The sequence below is a fragment of the Rikenella sp. genome (assembly GCF_056799795.1).
In genome coordinates, this window is sequence record NZ_JBQIQO010000003.1 from 68,055 (window position 1) to 88,994 (window position 20,940).

A 20,940-nucleotide genomic window follows, 5' to 3' on the forward strand; every position below is an offset into this window, starting at 1 on the left:
GCGGCGGAGCGACAGCGGAGCCGCAGTGAGGCGGACACGGGGCGAAGAACTGGGGCGAGCTTTGGGCTGCGATTGTTCTTCGGGCGGGAAAACCGGTTACGGTTTTCCCGCCGCGCTGGGCCGAGAATGGGGCTGTGGGTTGGGCTTGGCTTTTGGCCGTACATCTGCGGCTCTACGAGCCGCCGGGCTTGCGGCGGGGCATCTTCGATGCCCGGGTCGAACGCCGCAGCCCGAACCCGACAGAATTGGGGCGAGGTTGGTGGCCGGGCTTAGGACTTTACTCTCGGATGAGAGCGAATAGCGCGGTTCTTTCGAACCGCCGGCCCTGTCGCTCGGGGGGATGGGCGACAGGCTGAAATCGACAGAATGTGATGATAAAATGAGAGAGGGACTTTGGGCAATGCTTGTGCGACCTTTAGGTCGCCGTGCTCGGCGATAGCGACGCATTAGCGGCGCGTGGGGGGCGCGCCGAGGACGAACTTCCGAGAATGGGGCGTTGCAGTTGTGGTTCGCAGAACCGCCGGGCTTGCGCGCTGGGCCTTCGGCCCACCCCCGGAGCGCGCAACCCGAAACCAACAGAATGGGGCTGAACCTTTGGTCGTGCTTTGGGCTTTGCTTTTGGCTGGGCTTCTGCGGCTCTTTGAGCCGCGCAGTTCGTCGCCACCCCACGCGGCGGACTGCAACTCGTCGGAGCTCGTTGCTGCTCTTCGCTGGCGGCGAATTACTATAGGCCGAGAGCGAGTAGCGCGATTCCGGAGGAATCGCTGTTCTCGGCGAGAGCGACGCATCAGCGGCGCGAGGGGCGCGCTCCGAGGACGAATAGGCGGAACTTGTAGCTGGTAAGATAGTGTGGGTCGGACGCCCGGGAGTTCTGTCCTGGGGTAGAGACTGTCATTAAAAGACGCTGTGCGTCTCTCCCGAGGGGAAGGCGTCCGGCCCGCGCGGCTCTACGAGCCGCAGGAGTGCAAATGGGGTAGAGGCTATCGGTTACTTAGGGTAGTTCCAGGCCATTGCCCCCCCCGTGGGCCCACGGCCCGTTTATTCCGAGAGGCAACGCAACTGAAAACCGTAGCCACGATTGCCCGGGTTGTCGGAACGGAACCATCTCATATGAAAGTTCAAATGCAAACCATTTTCGCTGCTGATCGAGGAAGACCAACTGCACCCGTAGCCGCCGACGCCGTTCAGCGCGCCTACTGCTATTTCCTTGCCTGAGCCGCGGTAGCCTGGGGCGGACAGGTGGATGGTCTTGCTTGTGACTGTTTTCGGGGAATTGTGGTGTGGGGAATTATTTTTAGAATAGTATTTTGTTATTTTAGGATAATTGTTAAATTTGTCTTTGAGCATGTGCAACTCATATTCGGTGAGAAAAATGAATTACTCTGAAAAAATAGAGTGATATGTAGGGAAAAAAGAACTTCATCGAATTTACTGGCGAGTTTTGCTATCCTACTCATAAAAGTATATAAGTTTTAGACATTTAAAATAATAGTGATGCGGATCCGATCTCTCGAGAGGCGGATGGAATCGAATGCTTAAAGGCTTGTCCGCGGGGTGGCCTCCCGTTCTCTCCTATGCCGTTATACCTTATCGGAACGTACGGTGTCCAGTTGTCTCGTACGGTATTTTTCTCATTCAAAAAACTATTCTTTCGATGACTCTACAGGAAATCATTGCAGCCGAAAACTGCAACACCGATCGGATATATCTCTATCCCGAGGGCGTTTTTTGGAAAGCTTACGAACGCTCGGCTTTCGCCTTCGTGCGGCGAATCTCGCGTTATAAAATCACTAAACGGTTCATCAAATATCTGGATACCGAAATCGTATCGTTGGGTTTTCCCGATACCTCGCGAACGAGGGTACTCGGTGATCGACCCGTCCAGACTGGGCCCTACGGCATGTTGGTGCTCGACGGCGGAACGATCGATCCGGCGGCCTATGTCCGATGGAAAGAGGCGATTCCGTTGGTCGTGGCTCGAACCGCGACACTTCCTCCTCCGGCGGCTGCACCTGTGGCTCCGCCGCCGACCTTCGGAAAGAGCGGAGGCGCGCCGCGTTCAGGAACGGGCATTGCATCGGTCGCTCCTTTGGTAGTGGCCTCTCAGCCGGTCATGACCGAAAACAGAACTTCGGTTGTCGAAGCGGTGTTGCGCGATCTCCGCAATTTCAGCGTCGAAAACGCGACGCCGCTCGAATGTCTTCTTTTTGTGTCTTCCCTTAAAAAACAGCTCAATGGCAGTCTATGATAATTTGGAGGTCTTCAAGGCAGCGTACGATTTGTTGCTCTATGTCTTTCAGTTCACGCCGAACATCAAACGGGACTATCGGTATACGTTGGCTGAAAAACTCAAGGACAATATCATCGAGTTGTGTCTCTGTATCTATCGGGCCAACGGAGCGAAAGAGGAGCGGGTGGCGGATATCCGGCTGGCGAGGGAACGGGTGGTGACGATCAAGCTGATGTGTCGCATGCTTACCGACCTCAAACAGATATCGGTCAAGCAGTTCGCGGTGGTGTGTACGCACACCGAGTCGATCTCGAAACAGTTGCAGGCCTGGCAGAGGTATTCCGAAAAGATGAAGCTGGAACGGAAGGCCGTTGTGGTCAAATCGTAACGGGGTGGCGGCGGAGGGGGAGAGTTCTTTGATGGTCTGGTTTTGCACATCCGGTGTGGCGGGTCGTGTTCCGGGACGGTCGTGCCTCGATGGGTTCCGGAGTGTTCGGACGGTCGTCGGGCTCCGGCGGCTGGCGGACAGGGTGAACGATAAATTCAGCAGTCCACTGAAGTCTTAGTTATTCACGCGTTCGCTTCGTGCTATGGGCGGAGCGAATATTCCAGCGACTGCCTTTCCGATTCGGGCTATGCGCGGTTCCCGCCCCGGGCTTCCGCGAGAGAGCCAATGGCGGGCTGAGCAACGTCGGCAACAACGGGTTCAGCTATTCGTCGTCGGTGAGCGGCAGCAATGGGGTGTACTTGAATTTCAACGTGACGAACCTCAATCCCAGCAACGCGAACAACCGCGCCTACGGTCTTCAGTTGCGTTGCCTCTCAGCGTTTATCGGCGGTCGTCGGCGGAACAAGGGGGGCGGATGTGCGTTTTTTCCTGTTCTGTCCGTCGGGGGTGTCGGAACGGTGCCGTGCAGGCAGTTCCGGAGTATCGGACGGCTACGGTGGTTCGATAGTGAGGACGATAAATTCAGTAACTTACTGATGTTTTGCGGCATTAGTTATGGCTACGACCTCCTGTTCCGTAGTGCCGGAGAGGAGGTGATCGGGAATAGTTACGGTTCGGCTACAGTGCTTGTCGCCCGCCCCGGGCTACCGCAATCATGCGGATGGCGTGCAGCGTAACGTCGGCAACGAGGGTACGGTCTGGTCTGCGTCGGTGCCCGACGGCAGCACGAACGCCTGGCGTTTGTTGTTCAATGCGACGAACATGAATCCTTCGAATGCGAACAATCGCGGCAACGGTTTTCTGTTGCGTTGCCTCTCAGCATTTATCGGTTTTCGGCTCTTCCGGACGGGCGGAACAGGAGCGTATTCACAGGACGGACGTCCCCGGAGTGTCTGTCGGTTACGGCCGGCGGCAGAGGATGCGGGTAAATTCAGCGACCCACTGATCGTGCTCGGGCGCGATTAGTTATGGTACGAATTCGGCTGGAGCGTGTCGTGCGCCGCCCGCTGCGGAGAAACTCTCCGCAGCGGGCGGCGAAGCGAGCGGTCGCAAGATAGGATGAGAACGCCCCGGGCTATCGCAATCGGGATACGGGCGCGCTGAACAACGTCGGCAACAACGGTTACAGCTGGGCTTCCACGGTCAGCGGTACCAATGGCATGAACTTGAATTTCAACGTGACGTGGCTCAATCCCAGCAACGCGAACAACCGCGCCTACGGTTTTCAGTTGCGTTGCCTCTCAGCATTTACCCGGACGTCGCGTCCTTTTTTATAGATAGGTATCGGTGCGCGGTGCACGGGCCGAATGGGCAGGATGTTTTTCCGGAGTGCCGGCTTTTTTTCTACAGGGGAGTCGGCAGGGTGAAGGGTAAATTCAGCGACCTACTGGTCTGTCGTTCAGTGTTTCGGACAGATTAGTTAAATCGATGATTCTGTCGGTTTTCTGTTTCCGGCGGAGTCTGTAGAGAGTGGTTGCTCAGTTCGACAGGCTGCCCCGGGCTACCGCAACAACTCTTCGGGCGAACCGGGTGGCGTCGGCAACAACGGCTATAGCTGGTCGTCTGCGGTCAGTGGTATCAACGGGCGGTTCTTGTGGTTCAACTCGCAGGACCTCGATCCCAGCAACTCGAACAACCGTGTCAACGGTCGTCAGCTGCGTTGCCTCTCAGTATTTACCGACATCCTGCTTTTTGATATTTCGAGTCTTTAATATCATATGGTTGTTGTGAAAATTTTTAATCTGCCTGACCCCTGGCTACCGCACCACGCTCTCGGGCGAACCGGTGAGTGTCAGTAGCGAGGGTTCCGGATGGTCATGTACATCGGTCGGTGGAACCAATGGCATGTACTTGCACTTCTACACTCGTGGTCTCGTCCCCAGCGACGTAATGAGCCGCGGCCACGGTCTTCCGTTGCGTTGCCTCTCGGAATAAACGGGCAGGAGAGGCCCCGCCCCGGGCTTCCGTCACTTCACCTCGGGTGTGCTGGGCTATGTCGGTAACAGCGGCTACAGTTGGTCTTCGGCGGTCGGCGGTACTAAGGGCATGCACTTGGATTTCGGTATGACGTGGCTTCCTCTCAGCGGCTCGAGTCTCCGTGCTCATGGTTTTCCGTTGCGTTGCCTCTCGGAATAAACGGGGAGGAGAGCGGCGCCGCCCCGGGCTACCGTGACGCGGGCTATTATGGGCGATTGGGCGATCTGACGGACATCGGTAACTACGGGTACAGCTGGTCTTCTACGATCAGCGGTGCTAATAGCCAAAAGTTGCGTTTCTACGTGACAGGTCTCACCCCAAGTCACGCGGGCAATCGCGCCTACGGCTTTCAGTTGCGTTGCCTCTCGGAATAAACAGAAGGGAAACAGGGATGCCGGAGTGTCGGTCGTCAAGAGTGGCCGGCAGAGTGAACGATAAATTCAGCAGTCCGCTGACCGACCGGTCAGCTATAGATTGTCAGGTATCCTCCGACTTTCGCCTCGCCGGCGACTCGGAGGCGTATCACTCGAGCGACTGCCAACACGGATGAGGCCCCGGGCTTCCGCAACAACACCTCGGGCGTGCTGAACAACGTCGGCAACGAGGGTTCCGTCTGGTCGGCTGCGACTAACGGGACGAACGGCGTCTATTTGCGCTTCGTCGTGAATGCGGCTCAGCCCGGTAACTCGAACAACCGTGCCAACGGCTTTCCGTTGCGTTGCCTCTCAGCATTTATCGCCCTCCCTGTTTCTTCTTTTTGCGATGCAGCGGATCCGGCGATAAGCGGGAATAATAGCGTTCGAATAAAATAATTATGGAAGAAAATAAAGAAAAGAATCCAGTCGGCGAACAGCCGGACACGTTGCTCGAAGACCTCTTCCGGGCCTACTTCGATGCGCGGAAACACAAACGGAATACACGCAATCAGTTGCGGTTCGAGATGGATCTGGAGAGCAATCTGATCGAACTTTACAACCAGATTCACAGCCGGGAGTATCGGGTGGGGCCGAGCGTCTGTTTCATGGTGGAGCATCCGGTCAAACGGGAGATATTCGCGGCCGATTTTCGCGACCGGGTCGTGCACCATCTGTTATATAACTACATCTCGCCGATGTTTGAACGGACGTTTATCGCCGACAGCTATTCCTGTCTGAAAAACAAGGGGACGCTCTACGGTATTCAGCGGCTGGAGCATCACATCCGGTCGTGTTCGGACAATTATCGCGAGAGGTGCTATGTGTTGAAGCTCGATATTCAGGGCTATTTTATGAATATCGACCGGAGGATTATGTTTGAGATTATCGAGCGGGTGATGAGGAAGATGGGGCCGAGGAGGTCGCACAAGGGGAAGCCGTGGAACGAGTTGCTGGATTACGATCTGATTTTCTTTCTGTTGCGCGAGGTGGTCTTCAATGATCCGACCGAGAATTGCATCATTCGGGGGAGCCGGTCGAAGTGGGCCGACCTGCCGCGGAGCAAAAGTCTCTTCACGTCGCCCAAGGGGTGCGGGCTGCCGATCGGGAACCTGACGTCGCAGCTGTTCAGCAATATCTACCTGAACGATTTCGACCACTTTATCAAGCGTCGGCTGGGACATCGGCACTACGGGCGGTATGTGGACGATTTTTATATCATCCATCGGGACAAGGAGTTGCTGAAACGGCATATCCGCGAGATCGATGCCTACCTGAAGGAGCATCTGGGGCTGACGCTGCATCCGAAGAAGATCTATTTGCAGGAGATTTCGAAGGGGGTGACTTTTCTCGGGGCGGTGGTGAAGCCTTATCGGCGCTACATGGTCAATCGGACGCGCAACCATTTCAGTGCGTTGCTGATGTCGATGAATGCCTATATCCGGACGCACCCGAGGCCGTCGCGGACGTTTCTGGTCTATATGCAGGCGGCGATGAACTCCTATCTGGGCTATATGACGCACTATAAGTGCTATAAGATGAAGCTGAAGATGATTCCGCGGATGGGCGAGGTGTTGAAGTTGGGATACCTGACGCACAATATGACGCGTTACCGGCTGTGTCGCGAGTTGCGCGACCGGCTGGGCGCGAACGGGGCGCAGTATCGGTTGCCGTGGGAGATGGAGTGCCTGCCGCTCTCGGCGAATCGGTCGGCCCGGGTGGAGGGGCTGCCCGAGGTGGACGAAGATTGGAGGCCGCTGCGCGGGGAGACGGTGGAGTGGGAGCCGCCGGTCAGCGTACCGGCTCCTGTGTCGGCTGTCCCGACTGAGCGGCGGCGGTAGCGATGCGCTGTTCGGTATAGCTGCGCAAGAGTTCTGCCGTTCGGTCGATTCCCAAAACCGAAGAGTCTATACAAAGGTCGTAGGAGGTCGCGGCGCCCCACGATTTGTCGGTGTAGAAGTCGTAGTAGGCGGCGCGCTTTTTGTCGATTTTCCGCATCATGTCGATGGCCTCTTTCGGGCTCTGTGCGCCGTGGCAGCGCATGATGCGCGCGATGCGGTCGGCTTCCGAGGCGTAGATGAAGGTGCTGATGCAGAGCGGCTCGTTGCGCAGGATGTAGTCGGCGCAGCGTCCTACGATGACGCACGACCCCATTCGGGCCACTTCGTGGATCACGTCGGACTGGAATTTGAAGATGTTCTCGCCGGCCAGGGCGTTCCCCTGACTGCGCATCGCTCCGCCTCCCATCATGAGGCTGGTGGCCAGGGCGTGCATCAGGGTGCTCGGCGCCTGTTCGTCCGCTTTTTCGAAACATTCCGGGTCGAGGCCGCTCTCTTTGGAGGCTTCGGCGATCAGTTCCTTGTCGTAGTAGGGGATTTGGAAGAGGTCGGCGAGCCGGCGGCCCAGTTCGCGGCCGCCGCTGCCGAACTGGCGGCCGATGGTGATGACGAAGCGGGGTGTTTCCATGGCGAACGAATGGTTCTAAGTAGTTGTTATTCAGTGATCGCAGATGAGCTCTGTTGTGGTTGTATCCGGCGGAATTTCCGGAACTGTTTCCAGAGTAGAATCGCGGCCAGCGTAGTGGCGGCGCAGTCGGCCAGCGGCATGCTCATCCAGACGCCGTTCGCGCCGAAAAAGTTCGGCAACACCAACAGAAACGGTACGAGAAAGAGCATTTGCCGGGTGAGGGAGAGGAAAATCGCTTTGGGCGCCATCCCGATCGACTGGAAGAAGTTGGAGGTCACCATCTGGAATCCGACGATGGGGAACATGGCGAGAACGATCCGTAGACCGTGGCTCGAAATGGCGAGCAGTTCCGGGTCGTCCGTGAAGAGCATGGTGATGTGCCGCGGAAAGAGCTGGCAGATCAGAAAGCCGGTGGTGGTGACGGCTACGGCGCAGTAGACGACGTATTTGAAGGTACGGGTCACGCGGTCGAACTTCCGCGCGCCGAAGTTGTAACCGACGATCGGCTGCATCCCCTGATTGAGTCCCATGACGATCATCACGAAGAGCATGGCGATGCGGTTCACGTTGCTGTAGGCTCCGATGTAGAGGTCGCCGCCGTGGTGGAGCAGCGATTTGTTGATCAGGATGACGATCACGCTGGAGCAGACGTACATCAGGAAAGGGGCCATCCCGATCGACAGGATTCCTTTGACGATGGTTCGTTTGAGCCGGATCGTGGCGCGGGTGAAGTGGATGAAGCTCTTCTTGTTCAGGAAGTGGTTCAATTCGAGCCCCATGGCCACCGCCTGTGCGATGATCGTCGCCCAGGCCGCTCCGGCGATCCCCCAACCGAAACCGAAGATGAAGATGGCGTTGAGTATCCCGTTGAGAATCACGGCTGTGAGCATAATTGCCATGGCTCGTCCCGGATAGCCCGAGGCCCGAAGCATGTCGTTCAGCCCGAGGTAGACGTGGGTGATGACGTTTCCCGCCAGAATGATGAACATGTAGCTCCGCGCGAATCCGATCGTGTTGTCGCTGGCGCCGAAAAAGTAGAGTATCGAGTCCAGAAAAGGCAGTCCGATCGCCGAGTAGGCGATTCCGATAACGGTGTTGAGGATGATGACGTTGCCGAGAATCAGCAAAGCGCTGTCGCGGTCGTCCTGTCCCATCTTGATGGAGAGCTGGGTCGAGGCCCCGATTCCCACTAACGAGCCGAAAGCTGCGCCGAGGTTCATCAGCGGCATGGTGATCCCCAATCCCGACAAGGCCAGCGGCCCCACTCCGTGCCCGATGAAGATGCTGTCCATCAGGTTGTACAGCGATGCTGCCGTCATGGCGATGATCGCCGGGATGGCATAGCGCAGCAGGAGGGTGGATATTTTTTCGGTCCCTAAGAGGAGCGGCGAGGCTTGTTGAGCCATGGTCTGCGGTTAAAGAAAGAGGGGGACGGCACACGGCGTCCGTCCGGTTCACAAAGATAGCTCTATTTTCGGAGTTGTCCCAACCTAAATTGCGGTTGCGATGCGGGGTTCGCGGGGGCAATTTAGAGTAGAGGCGGTCAGTGGGCAGTGGTGGGCGGTTCACGTGCCGAGCGGCGCCGCCCCGGGCTACCGCGACTACGGCCGCACGGTCTATGAGGGTGTAGCAGGGAACGTCGGCGGCGAGGGTACGGTCTGGTCTGCATCGGTGCCCAGTGGCACCCAAGGCATGAACTTGAATTTCCACGTATCATGGCTCTATCCCAGCAACGCGAATTACCGTGGCTACGGTTTTCTGTTGCGTTGCCTCTCGGAATAAACGGGGCGCCGGGCTTCCGCTTTGACACCTCGGGCGCGCTACACAATGTCGGCAGCGAAGGTTCCGTCTGGTCGGCGTCGACCAACGGAACGAACGGCGTCTATCTGCGTTTCGTGATGAATGCGACTCAGCCCGCCTTTACACTCGGTCACGGCTACGGTTTTCAGTTGCGTTGCCTCTCGGAATAAATGGGGCAAATGCTCCGCCCCGGGCCTCCGCGGCGGCGAGGAGGGCTTCTTATGGCACACCGGAAACGGCGGATACAGCTACTCTGCCTCGACGAACCAACAATCGGGTTTATACCTGCGCTTCATGATGAATGCCTCTCAACCCGGCCACTCATACCACAGTGCCGACGGTTTCCAGTTGCGTTGCCTCTCGGAATAAATGGGGGCAAATGCTCCGCCCCGGGCTTCCGCGACGCGGGTTACCACGGACGGCTGGGGGAAGTGATGCATGCCGGCGATAACGGTTACAGCTTATCGGCTACCTCCTATACTTCGAACAATCACTACCGGGGCTTGCATCTGAATCTCAGTACACAGAGCCTTTACACCAGTTTCTTTGACCATCGTGCCTACGGTCTTCAGTTGCGTTGCCTCTCGGAATAAACGGGCGCTCCCCGGGCTACCGCGCACATACCTCAGGTGGATTATGGAGCGTGGGTAGCAATGGCCACAGTTGGGCGACCATAGTCGGCGAAAGCAAGAGTTTTCATTTAAGTTTCAACGCATCGATACTTCTTCCCAATAGCACAAACTACCGGGCCTACGGTCTTCAGTTGCGTTGCCTCTCGGAATAAATGGGTAAGAAATGGGTCGAGACGGAAGATCAGGGAGAAGAAGCCGGAATGGCAAGATGGTATAAGCGAGAAAAAGATAAAGTGATTATTTTAGTGATTCCGATAAATTCCTGATTGATAAATTACTGGCTGTTTTTATATAAAATTCACTTTCGGGCCGTCCTTTTTGTGATTGACGGATTACCGTTGTAAAACCGTTGCGGCCGGTTTCAGCCTTTCGGGTCGTATCGGAGCCAGTTGGCGATCATGCGTCCCCCCTCCGGCGTGAGGATCGATTCGGGGTGGAACTGCACGCCGCGCACATCGTAGCGACGATGGGCGAGGGCCATGATCGCTCCGTCGGCATCCACGGCGGTCACTTTCAGGGTATCGTCCGGAAATCCGTGCCGATCGACGACCCACGAGTGGTAGCGTCCTACCTCCGGTCGGGCCGGGAGGCCGGCGAACAGCGGGTCGGGTTCGACGATTTCGATCCGGCTGGCGATGCCGTGACAGACCTGCGGCAGATTGGCCAGCCGGGCGCCGAAGCACTCGGCGATGGCCTGTTCGCCGAGGCAGATGCCGAGGATGCTTTTGGCAGGGGCGTATCGCTGGATCAGGGGCAGGAGGAGGCCTGCGTCCGAAGGCACTCCCGGGCCCGGCGAGAGCACGATTTTGTCGTAGGACTCCGCCTCCTCCAGCGGGATCCGATCGTTGAGACGCACGTTGATCCGGTCGGCCCCGGCCTCGCGGAGCAGTTGGACGAGGTTGTAGGTAAAGGAGTCGTAGTTGTCGAGCACCAGAATTTTCATGTCGTTCGCGACCGGCGGATGTCGGACAAAGATAGACGAAAAATCGGAGCTATTCGGGTACGTAAATGATCTCGCCGCTCTCCAATTCGTAGGCGACGCCCACTTTGCGTCCTTTGGGGCCCGAACTCGTCTGCGATTCGGAGGGTTTGTAGCGCGTAATGGTCTGACCCTCTTTGGCGATGATCTCCATTTCGGGGGTGCCGGGATTTTTGACCATCGTATAGTCCTCCTGCGAGAAGAGTTCGGTCATGTTGAAGCGGGTCACCAGGGCGACCATCAGGGCGACGGCGAAGACCATCGCTACGTCGAAGAGGTTCGAGAGCAGCGCGACCGGGTCGTGGTCTTCGCCCGTGTTCAGGATTTTTCTGCGTTTCATGCTTGCGGGGTGTTGGGGTGGGCGTTCGCGTCCGGGCGGCGCCGTTCGAGCGCGAGGGCCGAGAGGTAGTCCAGCGAGGCGAGGTCGCGGGCAGTCCAGCGTTGTTCGATCTGGAGCAGGACGAAGCCGACGGCGCCGGCGAAGAGGCCGATGACAGTGGTGGCGAAGGCGACTTGCATGTTGTAGGCCATGGTGGCGACGTCGCCGGTCGAGAGTCCGGTCAGGGCGGGCCCCATCGGAATCAGGGTGCCCATCAGGCCCAGAATGGGACCGAATTTGGTCAGCAGCCGGGCGCGTCCCAGTGTCCGGTCGGCGGCGATCTCGTAGTCCGAAACGATGCGGTGGTTGGCGGCTTCGGAGCCGTTGCCGTCGATCAGTCGGCGGGCGGCACGGGTAAAGTCCGATGTCGGCTGGGCGGCGAGCAGTTCGCCGAAAGCGGGAAGGTCGGCGCTGTCGAGGCTGTCGAGTCGGGGGCGGATCGTCCGACTGGCTTGGCGGCGTTGCTGGTATCGGTTATAAAAGCCGCCCAGTCGGAAAATCGCCTGGACGAAGACGAGAAGCAGGCCGACGATAACGGGTACCAGCAGGCCGTTTGATATCCAGAAGAGGAGGTTTGAAACGTATTCCATATTTATTAGTTGTGTTGTTTTTTCAGCTTTTTCAGAAAGCGGGGTGCAAGATATCCCGCTGCGAGGAGTAGGGTTGTGACCGAGAGGGCCAGCCCCGTGCCGCGCCAGTCGATCGGTGTGCTGTGGCTGACCACGGTGGCCGACGGGTGGAAGACGGTGCAGCAGACGGTCAGGGCGAAGATCAGCACTCCGCACAGGAGGGTCGGCTCGATGCGACTCTCGTCGGACGGAAACCACCTCCGCCATAGGTATCCGCCGCCGCTCAGCAGTACGAAAATCCCGATCGAGAGCCACAGGGTCAGGGTGGTGAACGCCTGACCGGTGCAGGTGAAGAAGAGATCGACCTGTACGTAAAACAGCGCGGGGAAGAGCAGCAGCGAGGGCAGATAGCGGAGCCGCCGGAGGGCGCGTTGCGGAGCGAGGCAGGCCCGACAGGCGGCGCAGGTGACGAGCAGGTCGAGCATCACGACGAGCGACAGATTCGTCAGGGCCTGCGGCTCCGACAGGGCGGATTCGACTTGCAGTTTGTTGAATTCCAGCGCGTAGGGGCGGAAAACCCAGAGGCTGGCGGCATACAGCGCTCCGAATGTCAGGCGTTGCCATCGCCGAGGGAGCAGGCTGCCGCTCAGGGTCGCTTTGACGAGCGCCAGCAGGGTCAGAAGGAGTAGAACGCTTTCCATAGTCGGGGTTATGCCTTTCTTTTACGCAGCTTGCGGATGATTCGGATGCCGCCTGCGGCGGCGCAGATCAGGCCGAAGGCTCCCAGGGCGATACCCAGGCTGCCGAAGGGTCGGCGGGTGTCGGCAGCGCGGTTCAAGGTCTCTTTTTCGAGCACCGTTCCCTGCTGTTCCGTGCCCTCCGACGGGGCGGCGGAAAGGGCCCGGTCGACGGATGTCCGGTAGGTTTCGGCCTGTTCGGGAGTCAGTTGCCGACCGATGAAGTCGCGCAGTTTGGCGTTGTCGCAGGTGAAGCTGCTGCATGCCGCTCCGTGACGGGTCACCAGCCCGCTGTGTAGTTCGGCGAGGCTCTTCAGCTGTTCCGATGTCGCCTGCCAGTAGCCTTTGCGGGCGGTCTCCAGCATGACGGCTGTCATCTCTTGCAGGGCGGCGGGGTTTTCGCGTTCGAAAAAGGCTTGAGTGCCTAAATGCAGGTGGTCGGCGACATAAATATGATAGATGCCGTCCCAGATCTCCCGGTCGATGGCTGCCGGTTTCATGACGTTCCATCCGTAGGTGTTCCGCACGACTTCGGTCAACCGTTCGGCCGAAGAGGCGCCTCCCTGCATCTGTTCGCGGATATAGACCGGATTGAAGAGGGTGGTGCGCGTTTCGACGCCGATGGCGGCTTTGAGCTCCTGCACGCGGGCGTGGTGGCGGTTGCGCAGGTCGTTGAAATAGGTGTCGGGATCGCGCCCCGTCACGTTCCGGACGGTCAGGTTCAGGCCGCCCATGAATTCATACACGTGGTCGAGGCTCAGCGCGCCCCAGGTATTGCTTTGCCGCGGCTGTACGACGGCATCGGTGTTCTGCAGGGCGGCTTCGAAGACGCCGGCCCGGAAGTCGCCCCACGTTTCGGAACTGCCGTAGACGGCGCCCATGTTGTTGAGGTAGACTTCGGAGATCTCGCTCTCTTTTTCCCAGCGGTCGCCGCTTTCGACCATGCCGGTGATGCCGGTGCCGGTCATGCCGTTCAGGCCGCCGAAAATCCGGCGGGTCGAGAGTTCGCGGGCCGCTTTCGGTGAAAAACCTTTTTCGAGCAGCACTTTTTCGGCAGCCAAACGTCCCTGGGCGACGTAGTTTTCTCCGTCTTCGAGGGCGGCTGTCAAGTCGACCGCTTTCTGGATCAGGGCTAACCGGGAAGCGGCTAAGTCGCGCAGCTGGCCGGAGGTCTGTACTACCACGTCGATCCGCGGGCGGTTCAGCTCGGAGGCCGGAACCGGACGGATGTCCATCACGCGGCCGAACTGGTCGCGGAGGGGCTCTACGCCGAGCAGCCACAGAATCTGGGCGATGGTGGCTCCTTCGCTTTCGATGAAGGCGCCCGACCAGAGGGTGAAGCTCACTTTCTGCGGATAGTTGCCGCCGTGGTTTTTCAGGTAGTCGGCCAGCATCTGTTCCCCCATCGCGACGCCTTTGGCCCAGGCGTCGGACGAGGGAGTCGCCTCGGCGTTGATGGAGTAGAGGTTGCGCCCGGTGGGCAGGGTGTTCGGGTTGGCGATGTAGTCGCCTCCCGGCGTCGGGGCGAGGTAGCCGCCGTTCAGGGCTCGGACGAGCGATGTCAGTTCGGCGTTCGGGCTCTTTTCCAGGGCGGAACGGTAGTTGCGCACGTTCGTTACCGCGTCGGCGATCTGGGTCAGGGCTTCGGCCCATGCTTTTTCGGCAGCCGATAGGGTGTCGGTCGGCATGGCGGATGGAGCGGCGGGTCTGGCGCGAAGCATGGCCAGGCGGTTTTGGGGCTGCAACAGGGTCTGAATCTGTCGGGCCCGGGCCAGCTGTTTGGGCGAGATGCCCAGCGAAGTCAGGGCGGCTTCCGTCGTCCATGCGGGCTGGGTCAGCAGGCGTTCGACCGTCTGACGGGCGGGAGTCCGGTAGCGGCGGTTGAAAAATGCTGCCCGGTCGATCTGCTTCTGCGTGACTTTACCCGTTGCCTTGTCGAGTGCGGCCAGTCCGTAGGCGATCGGGTCGGTGGCGAGCAGTTCGACCGATGAGCGGATCTTTTCCGGGGTGAACGCCGCGCCGAGGGTGTACATTCCGCCGGCGATCTTCTCGGAGCAGAGCTCTTCGGCGAAATTTTCGATCCGTTCGATCTCTTCGTCCGTGTAGGGCCGATTCGGCACGCTGTCTAATTTCAGATCGCGATGGAGCCCCATTTGCAGGGTCAATTGCTTGATGGAGAGGTTTTCGTGCGGCGTCCGTTGGGACTCCTCTTGGGCGAGGTAGTTTCGGATGCGTTCCGACAACGTCTCCACCGTGCTGCGCAGGGCGGTTTCGATAAAAGGCGGGGTCAGGTGCGATACGGTGGCGGCATAGGTGCGCCGTTTGGCGATGATGCCCTCGCCGACATCGCTGATCGTGTAGAGATAGAGGTGGGGCAGGTCGCCTACCAATCGGTCGCTCCAGTCGGCGGTCGAGAGGGCGACCTGTTTGCCGGGAATGAACTCCAGTGAGCCGTGCGTGCCGAAGTGGATCAGGGCGTCGGCCTCGAAACCGTAGCGTGTCCAGAGGTACGAGGCCAGGTAGTGGTGGGGCGGGATCGGGTTGTCGCCGTGAACGGCGGCGAAGGTGTTCTCGCCGGTGCTTTGGATCGGCTGGGGCAGCAGGACGATGTTTCCGAACCGTATCCGGGTCACGGCGATGCTGTCGCCGGCGGTGTAGAAGGCGCCTGGAGCCGTGCCGTGTTTGGAGGTCAGCTCGGCGTACTGTTCTGGTCGCAATGTCCGGCGCAGCCAGCTGTTATAGTCGGCGGACGGAATCAGTTCGGGATGACCGGAGTGCAAATAACGCTCGATATTCCCTTCGGCATAGCTGTTGAAGACCGGGCCGTGCTCCATCACCAGTTTCTCGAATTCCTTTTCCGAAGCGGGCAGGCCGCTCAGGTCGTACCCCTCGCTTTGCAGTTTCTTCAGAAAGTTGTACAGCGAGGGCAGTACCTCGAGTCCCGAGGCGACCAGCGAGTGGCTGCCGGGGCCTTTGAAGTAGTAGACGGCTACTTTTTTATCCTTGTTGGGCTTCGTGCGGAGTTTCAGGTAGTTCGCGACGGTGGCGGCGAATTGTTCTGTCCGGCCGGGTATGGATTTGAAAAGGTAGAGTCCCTCGTTGTCGATGAATTGGGCGTTGAGGGCCATCGGAACAATGCCGCCGTCGAGTTCGGGCATGACGATGCTCTGGCTCAGGAAACCGCCTACCATTCCCTGCCGGTCTTCCATCCAGCGGTCGTAGATGTCGTTGAGGGTGAGGGGGCAGAAGAGCGGAATGTTCCGTTCCCGGAGCCACTCGACGGCCCGTTCGCCCTGTCCCATCGCCAGACGGCCGTGGGGCAGGTAGACGACGGCGTCGGGCCCGATCTCCTGCAACAGCTCCAGCCGGCGGCCGAAGCTCGAAATCGGATAGACGTTCATGCCGCGCCGTTCGAGTGCCGTAATCAGTGAGTCGAGGTGCTCTTTGTTGGTGTCGAACGGCCCGGCCATGCCGACCAGCAGAGTCACTTTCGGGCCGTTCGGGCGGCGGAAACCCTGAGCGGTGTAATAGGTGTCGAACTCGTCGACAGTGGAGAAGGTCTGTTCGTCGTCCAGATGGAACAGGACGTCGCTGCTGATCGCCACGGGCGGTTCGACGGGGCCGGTAAAGAGCTTCCGGCCCTTCAGCTCGCGGCGGATGTAGTTGAACAGGCTGCGGTAGTTCCGTGTGCCGCCGTTGTCTAGGTAGGCTTTCACGGTGGACTGTCGGACGGAGTCGAGGCTCGTGATGCGGTTCACGGGGTCGGTCACCGAGGTAGAGTAGATCGGTGTTCCTTTGGCCTTGAGCTTTTCGAGCAGGGCCCGGTGGTCGTCGGTCATCCGGATGCCCATGCCGAAGATCAGCACGGCGTCGTAGTTTTTCAAGGTCTCGAACTCTTCCAGTTCCACCGAGAAGAGTTTGATCGAGCGGTTATCCAACGATTGGGCCATGCGGGCCGTCTGGTAGCGCGGGAAATTGACCAGCGCCACCCGGGTCGGTCTCAGGAGAGCGTAGCCGACGCCCGCGAGTGCGAGGAGAACGAAGCCGAGCAGCAGTATCTTTTTGCGGTTCATAGGTTAGTGTTTTTTTCGGGCGAGTTGTTCGATGTCGAGCGAGAGACCGGCAAAAAAGGTGATTCCCGGCGAGACGGAGGTGTTGAAACTGTGGACGTCGGGCCGGTAGTCGAACAGGTTGTCGGCGCCGAGACTGAGGCTTACGGCGTTGCGGAGCCGTTGGGTCACGACCAGCTTCCACATGGTGTAGGCCGGGTAGCGTTGTCGGTAGAGGGCTCCCGTCGTGCCGTCCGGGTTCACGTAGGCGTCGTCGAAGGTGTGCGTGGTCACGGCGCTCAGGATGCGACCGGTCAGGTGCACGTCTAAGCCGTAGTTTTTGCGTTTCAGACCGTATTCGAACCGAAGGGTGGCCGAGTGGGGCCGGGTGGTCGAAGTGTTCACCCCATCCACCGGCTGGGAGTCGTGCACGTAGGCGTAGGAGGCGGTGAGGCCGAAGCCGTGGGGCAGTTTGACCGATACGTGGGCGTCGATGCCCCACACTTCGGCGTGCCCGATGTTGGCGTAGAACGACGAGTCGCCGGCGTTGTTCCATACGGTCGAGATTTTGTCCCGGATGCGGTTGTAGTAGCCGATCACGGAGGCGGAGAAACGTTTCCGGGTGTATTCGGCCGACAACGAGATGTTCCGGCTCTTTTCCGGCACGAGGTCGGGATTACCGATCAGCTGGAACATCCCCTGGTGGCTCCAGTCGGTGTAGAGCTCTTTCAGAGTGGGCGATTTGAAGCCTTCGCCGTAAGAGGCCCGAAGGGTCACGGGACGAAGTTTGTACATCAGCGATGCCTTCGGGGTGAGATGCGCGCCGTAGGTCGAATGGTAGTCTATGCGGGCGCCGTAGACGAGATTGAGCTGCGGCAGAAGATTCACGTCGTGCTGGGCGAAAGCGACGTAGGTCTCGGTCGAGTGTTCCGGTTCGTCGCCCTTGAACTGGTAGGTGTCCAGTTTGTCGCCGAAAAATTCGGCGCCGACGGTCAGTGTCCCGGCTTTGCGGAAGGTGTTGTTGTATTGGAGCCGGGCCGTATGTTGTATGTTGACGTAATTTTTGTCTTTCTCGTCCAGCCGCAGGTAGTAGTCGAACTTGTCGTATTCGTCGAATTTGTAGCTCGCCTCGATGTTCTGTCGCTCATTGACGGCGTAGTTCAGATGGATCCGGCCGGTGTAGCCGCGGAACAGGTCGTGGACTTTGTCGCTGGAGTATTGTTCGTGGTTGTAGTAGGTGCCGGCGAGGGTCATGGTGAGCGGATCGACCGGTCGGATGACGAATTTCTGGTCGATGTCCCAGTCGCTGTATCCGTAGATGCGGGTCGTGGTCGGAAGCTCGTCGGTCGGCTGCTGCGTGCCGTCGGGGTATTCGATGTAGGAGACTTTGCTGTCGGTCATCGAATAGCTGTTCCGGTGTTTGTAGGTTCCCGTCGTGAAGCTGTTGAACCGGCGGGTGTTGAAACCCAGTGAACCGCCGTAGCGCTGTTCGTTCAGGCTTCCGTATCGGCCGTTCAGATTCAGCTGCCAGGGCTTGGTGGCTTTCTTGGTGATGATGTTTACCACGCCGCCGATGGCGTTCGAGCCGTAGAGGGCCGAGGCGGCTCCCTTGACTACTTCGATCCGCTCGATGTTCGCTACGTTCAGCCGGTCGTAGTCGATGTTGTCGCGGGCTTCGCCGGCGATCCGTTCGCCGTCGATCAGGAAGAGCACGTAGTTGGCGCCCATGCCCGCGAGATTGATGTTGGCGGTGCCGCCGTGGCTGGTGAATTCGATGCCCGGCATGACCAGCTCCAGCAGGTCTTTGACGGTGGTGGCGTCGGTTTTCCGGATCTCTTCGGAGCGGATCACGCGGGTGATGACCGGAGCGTCCTTGAGCAGCTTCGGGGTGCGGGTGGCGGTCACCACGATCTCTTCCGATTTCAGATCGTAGAGCGGATCGTCGGCTCCTCCGGGAGGGGTTTTCTCTTTGGCAGATAGGGCAGGACGGCCCAGCAGAGCCAGGCTGCCGACCGCCAGTAGGATATGTCGCATGGTGTGGGATTATTCGACAGGATATTCGTAGGTGAAGGTGATATAGCCGCCGGCGCCCAGATCATTGGTGTAATCCAGAAATTTTACTTTGGCGTATTTGCCTTCGGCCGTGCGAATCAGGTAGATGTCGGGGTGTACGACGTAGGTCGGCGGCATGCCGGAGCTGGTATACCAGTCGGCGAGTACTTCGTTGCGGGACTGGTCGGCGGTTTCGCGCATGGTCGGGAATGTGATCTCGGCCCGGACGTCGGGTGTGTAGGTGACTTCGGCGGGATTTTCGGTCACGGCGCTCATTTCGACCGCTTCGGTTTTGAAAGCTCCTCCCCGGCCGGGACCCGAGGCTCCGCCGTTGGTGCGGATGTCGCCTCGGTGGAAAGCGAGATCCCACGAACGGCTGTCGGCGAGGGCGGTATAGCTGCCGTCGGTCTGAATGGTGTCGCTTTGTTCGAACGAGAAGTAGGTCCAACGGTCGAAAACGGGAGCGCGTACGGTGAATGTGCCGCTGGCGGGCGGAGGGGGGACTCCTTTGTCGTCTTTGCAGGCAGTGAAGGTCAGCGTGGCGCACAGAAGGGTCGGGAAAAAGAGTGAACGTTTTTTCATGGTATATTTTTTTGTTGTGAATCGATTGGGAAGGCAGAGATGAAAAAGAGCTCCTGTCCGTTTCCGGCATGGCTTCCGGATGGGACAGGGGCTCTCGGGCATTTATTTAGTTGGCTTACAAAATAAATTCGCTGACATCTTTGCGTGATTTTTACATCGCAAAGGTCAGCGAATCCGGGCGGGGCGGAAATCCCCAAATGTGAGGAAAAAACGGAGAGGATATCCCCGATTTTGGTAGTGGGACGAGGAGTGATTATTCGACCTCCGACTGGTCTAACAGGTTGTTCAGCAGGGCGTAAACCGTCAGCCCCGAGACGGTTTTGATGCCGGTCTTCCGGCTGATGTTCTTGCGGTGCGAGATGACGGTGTGTACCGAGATGTGGTGCGCGTCGGCGATCTCTTTGTTGGTCATCCCTTTGGCCACGGAGACGAGGATCTCGCTCTCGCGGTCGGTCAGTTCGTAGTTCTCTCCGGTCGCGTTGTCGCTCTCCCGGGCCCGTTCTTCGATGGCCCGGCGCAGCTTGCGGACGATTTTCGGTCGGTCGTCGTAGATGTGCACGGCGCCGTGGTACTGCTTCAGTGTCTCCGGCTCGATAAAGCCGTAAACGACGGCTACCCAAGCCGTTTCGGGCAGGCGGTCGAATAGGCCGTGGAGGGTGTTCCGTTTTCGAAAGTCGATCACGGCGGGGTCGATCAGCACCAGGTCGGGTCGCACGATCGGAGCGCGTTCAAGCAGCGGGTCGAGCTCGTCGAAAAGGCCGCAGAGGTCAAACTCGCCGCCGGCACCGGTCAGCACGGACTGCAATCCGGCGGCGAGCAGGGGCGAAGGCTCGACGATGGCGAGCCGGATTTTTTTGTTCGGTCGGTCGTTCATCGCGTCTTCTCCTCCAATTGTTCGACCAGGGGTACCAGGATGCGATCCTCGATCAGGGAGTGTTTGCTCAGGTCGTCTTCCAGCAGGAAAAGGTCGAGCAGCAGCCGGTTGCGCGACGCTTCGGGCAGGCTGTCGGGCAGGTATTTGATGAGGATGTTTTTCAGGTCGCCCAGTTTCTCTTCGATGTTGCTGTGGTTCTCCTCGAACTGGCCGATGGAGTAGCCTTCGTCGGAGAGGCGCCCCTCCGACAGGTTGTGGATATAGGGGAAGACGACGGTCTCTTCGTAGTTGAAGTGGCTGATGACCTCGCGGCTGTAGTCGTCGAAGAAGCGTTCCAGAATCCGTCCGTTCCGGGCTTCGCAGCCGGCGGCGAGGGCGAGCACCTGCTGCCGGATTTCGGGTATCTGGTTGTCGAGGTAGTCGGTGTGCGACCGGTGCAGGTAGCAGGTCAACTCTTCGGCTGTGAATGAATCAAGCTGGTCGGGCGAGGGCAGGAAGTCGTGGAAGGTGTAGATGTGGCACACCAGCAGAAAAAGGCTGGTCGAGAGGTCGTGCGCGCGGCAGATGTCGCCGACGCTTTTTTCGCCGAAACCGAGCCGGATGCCGAACCGAGGCAGCACGAACAGCAGTCGGTAGTTGGTGTGGATCAGTTCGGCCATCTTCTGGTGTTCCGAGAAGAGCAGGTGTTTCATGGGCAGTGCAGGGAGAGTTCGTTCGGTGCAAAGATGTCGATTTCGGAGCAGATGTGAAAAT

General features: G+C 58.9%; 23 protein-coding genes. 12 read left to right on the forward strand and 11 right to left on the reverse strand.

The window, feature by feature from the left end; all coding sequences use genetic code 11:
- Positions 1–1,654: 1,654 nt before the first annotated feature.
- The 8 genes from ACTO3O_RS01560 (at position 1,655) to ACTO3O_RS01595 (ending at position 6,909) form a co-directional block, all read left to right on the forward strand.
- A complete protein-coding gene (locus tag ACTO3O_RS01560) occupies positions 1,655–2,248 on the forward strand; it encodes a hypothetical protein (RefSeq protein ID WP_298080499.1) in 594 nt (197 codons plus the stop codon).
- A complete protein-coding gene (locus ACTO3O_RS01565; protein ID WP_294594640.1) occupies positions 2,235–2,618 on the forward strand; it encodes a four helix bundle protein in 384 nt (127 codons plus the stop codon). The genes ACTO3O_RS01560 and ACTO3O_RS01565 overlap by 14 nt, the downstream gene beginning before the upstream one ends.
- A 353-nt stretch (positions 2,619–2,971) precedes the next feature.
- Positions 2,972–3,355, forward strand: a complete 384-nt coding sequence (locus ACTO3O_RS01570; protein ID WP_298080502.1) for a hypothetical protein — start codon at positions 2,972–2,974, stop codon at positions 3,353–3,355.
- On the forward strand, positions 3,345–3,644 hold the full coding sequence (locus ACTO3O_RS01575) for a hypothetical protein (protein ID WP_297829679.1): 300 nt from the start codon (positions 3,345–3,347) through the stop codon (positions 3,642–3,644). The genes ACTO3O_RS01570 and ACTO3O_RS01575 overlap by 11 nt, the downstream gene beginning before the upstream one ends.
- 1,017 nt (positions 3,645–4,661) lie before the next feature.
- A complete protein-coding gene (locus tag ACTO3O_RS01580; RefSeq protein ID WP_298080504.1) occupies positions 4,662–4,814 on the forward strand; it encodes a hypothetical protein in 153 nt (50 codons plus the stop codon).
- The gene (locus ACTO3O_RS01585) at positions 4,799–5,029 is read left to right on the forward strand and encodes a hypothetical protein (protein ID WP_297829676.1); all 231 of its coding nucleotides are present in this window, start codon (positions 4,799–4,801) and stop codon (positions 5,027–5,029) included. Before ACTO3O_RS01580 ends, ACTO3O_RS01585 begins: the two co-directional genes overlap by 16 nt.
- A gap of 207 nt (positions 5,030–5,236) precedes the next feature.
- On the forward strand, positions 5,237–5,467 hold the full coding sequence (locus ACTO3O_RS01590; RefSeq protein ID WP_297829674.1) for a hypothetical protein: 231 nt from the start codon (positions 5,237–5,239) through the stop codon (positions 5,465–5,467).
- A gap of 2 nt (positions 5,468–5,469) precedes the next feature.
- Positions 5,470–6,909 (forward strand): RNA-directed DNA polymerase, encoded by a 1,440-nt coding sequence (locus tag ACTO3O_RS01595; protein ID WP_297829672.1) that lies wholly within the window; start codon positions 5,470–5,472, stop codon positions 6,907–6,909.
- On the opposite strand, the gene ACTO3O_RS01600 is transcribed toward ACTO3O_RS01595, so the two are convergent.
- Complete coding sequence (locus tag ACTO3O_RS01600; protein ID WP_294592893.1) at positions 6,860–7,534, reverse strand: cytidylate kinase-like family protein; 675 nt, start codon at positions 7,532–7,534, stop codon at positions 6,860–6,862. The two genes, ACTO3O_RS01595 and ACTO3O_RS01600, sit on opposite strands and share 50 nt — an antisense overlap.
- A gap of 26 nt (positions 7,535–7,560) precedes the next feature.
- Complete coding sequence (locus ACTO3O_RS01605) at positions 7,561–8,940, reverse strand: MATE family efflux transporter (RefSeq protein ID WP_297829669.1); 1,380 nt, start codon at positions 8,938–8,940, stop codon at positions 7,561–7,563.
- Positions 8,941–9,040: 100 nt separating this feature from the next.
- On the opposite strand from ACTO3O_RS01605, the gene ACTO3O_RS01610 reads away from it, so the two are divergent.
- The 4 genes from ACTO3O_RS01610 (at position 9,041) to ACTO3O_RS01625 (ending at position 10,118) form a co-directional block, all read left to right on the forward strand.
- Complete coding sequence (locus ACTO3O_RS01610) at positions 9,041–9,316, forward strand: hypothetical protein (RefSeq protein WP_482596378.1); 276 nt, start codon at positions 9,041–9,043, stop codon at positions 9,314–9,316.
- Positions 9,301–9,504, forward strand: coding sequence for a hypothetical protein (locus ACTO3O_RS01615; RefSeq protein WP_297829665.1), 204 nt, complete (start codon positions 9,301–9,303; stop codon positions 9,502–9,504). The genes ACTO3O_RS01610 and ACTO3O_RS01615 overlap by 16 nt, the downstream gene beginning before the upstream one ends.
- Positions 9,505–9,687: 183 nt before the next feature.
- Positions 9,688–9,927 carry a hypothetical protein gene (locus tag ACTO3O_RS01620; RefSeq protein WP_297829663.1) on the forward strand — a complete coding sequence of 80 codons (240 nt, stop codon included), beginning with the start codon at positions 9,688–9,690 and terminating at the stop codon, positions 9,925–9,927.
- A gap of 50 nt (positions 9,928–9,977) precedes the next feature.
- Positions 9,978–10,118, forward strand: a complete 141-nt coding sequence (locus ACTO3O_RS01625) for a hypothetical protein (protein ID WP_297829661.1) — start codon at positions 9,978–9,980, stop codon at positions 10,116–10,118.
- Between the two features lie 209 nt (positions 10,119–10,327).
- Here ACTO3O_RS01625 and ACTO3O_RS01630 read toward each other — a convergent pair whose 3' ends face one another.
- From ACTO3O_RS01630 to ACTO3O_RS01670, 9 genes are all read right to left on the reverse strand, one after another.
- Positions 10,328–10,909 (reverse strand): anthranilate synthase component II, encoded by a 582-nt coding sequence (locus ACTO3O_RS01630; RefSeq protein WP_297829659.1) that lies wholly within the window; start codon positions 10,907–10,909, stop codon positions 10,328–10,330.
- Between the two features lie 49 nt (positions 10,910–10,958).
- Positions 10,959–11,285: a DUF2149 domain-containing protein gene (locus tag ACTO3O_RS01635; RefSeq protein WP_297829657.1), complete on the reverse strand. Its 327-nt coding sequence runs from the start codon at positions 11,283–11,285 to the stop codon at positions 10,959–10,961.
- The gene (locus tag ACTO3O_RS01640) at positions 11,282–11,914 is read right to left on the reverse strand and encodes a MotA/TolQ/ExbB proton channel family protein (protein ID WP_297829654.1); all 633 of its coding nucleotides are present in this window, start codon (positions 11,912–11,914) and stop codon (positions 11,282–11,284) included. The genes ACTO3O_RS01635 and ACTO3O_RS01640 overlap by 4 nt, the downstream gene beginning before the upstream one ends.
- A gap of 5 nt (positions 11,915–11,919) precedes the next feature.
- Positions 11,920–12,594 carry a hypothetical protein gene (locus ACTO3O_RS01645; RefSeq protein WP_297829651.1) on the reverse strand — a complete coding sequence of 225 codons (675 nt, stop codon included), beginning with the start codon at positions 12,592–12,594 and terminating at the stop codon, positions 11,920–11,922.
- Positions 12,595–12,602: 8 nt separating this feature from the next.
- Positions 12,603–16,703 (reverse strand): cobaltochelatase subunit CobN, encoded by a 4,101-nt coding sequence (locus ACTO3O_RS01650; protein ID WP_297829648.1) that lies wholly within the window; start codon positions 16,701–16,703, stop codon positions 12,603–12,605.
- 3 nt (positions 16,704–16,706) lie between these two features.
- Entirely contained in the window at positions 16,707–18,713 is a 2,007-nt protein-coding gene (locus tag ACTO3O_RS01655) for a TonB-dependent receptor plug domain-containing protein (protein WP_297829646.1), read from the reverse strand.
- Positions 18,714–18,722: 9 nt separating this feature from the next.
- Positions 18,723–19,313, reverse strand: coding sequence for an HmuY family protein (locus ACTO3O_RS01660; protein WP_297829642.1), 591 nt, complete (start codon positions 19,311–19,313; stop codon positions 18,723–18,725).
- Positions 19,314–19,566: 253 nt separating this feature from the next.
- Complete coding sequence (locus ACTO3O_RS01665; RefSeq protein ID WP_297829639.1) at positions 19,567–20,187, reverse strand: response regulator transcription factor; 621 nt, start codon at positions 20,185–20,187, stop codon at positions 19,567–19,569.
- On the reverse strand, positions 20,184–20,879 hold the full coding sequence (locus ACTO3O_RS01670) for a hemerythrin domain-containing protein (RefSeq protein ID WP_297829636.1): 696 nt from the start codon (positions 20,877–20,879) through the stop codon (positions 20,184–20,186). Before ACTO3O_RS01670 ends, ACTO3O_RS01665 begins: the two co-directional genes overlap by 4 nt.
- Positions 20,880–20,940 lie beyond the last annotated feature (61 nt).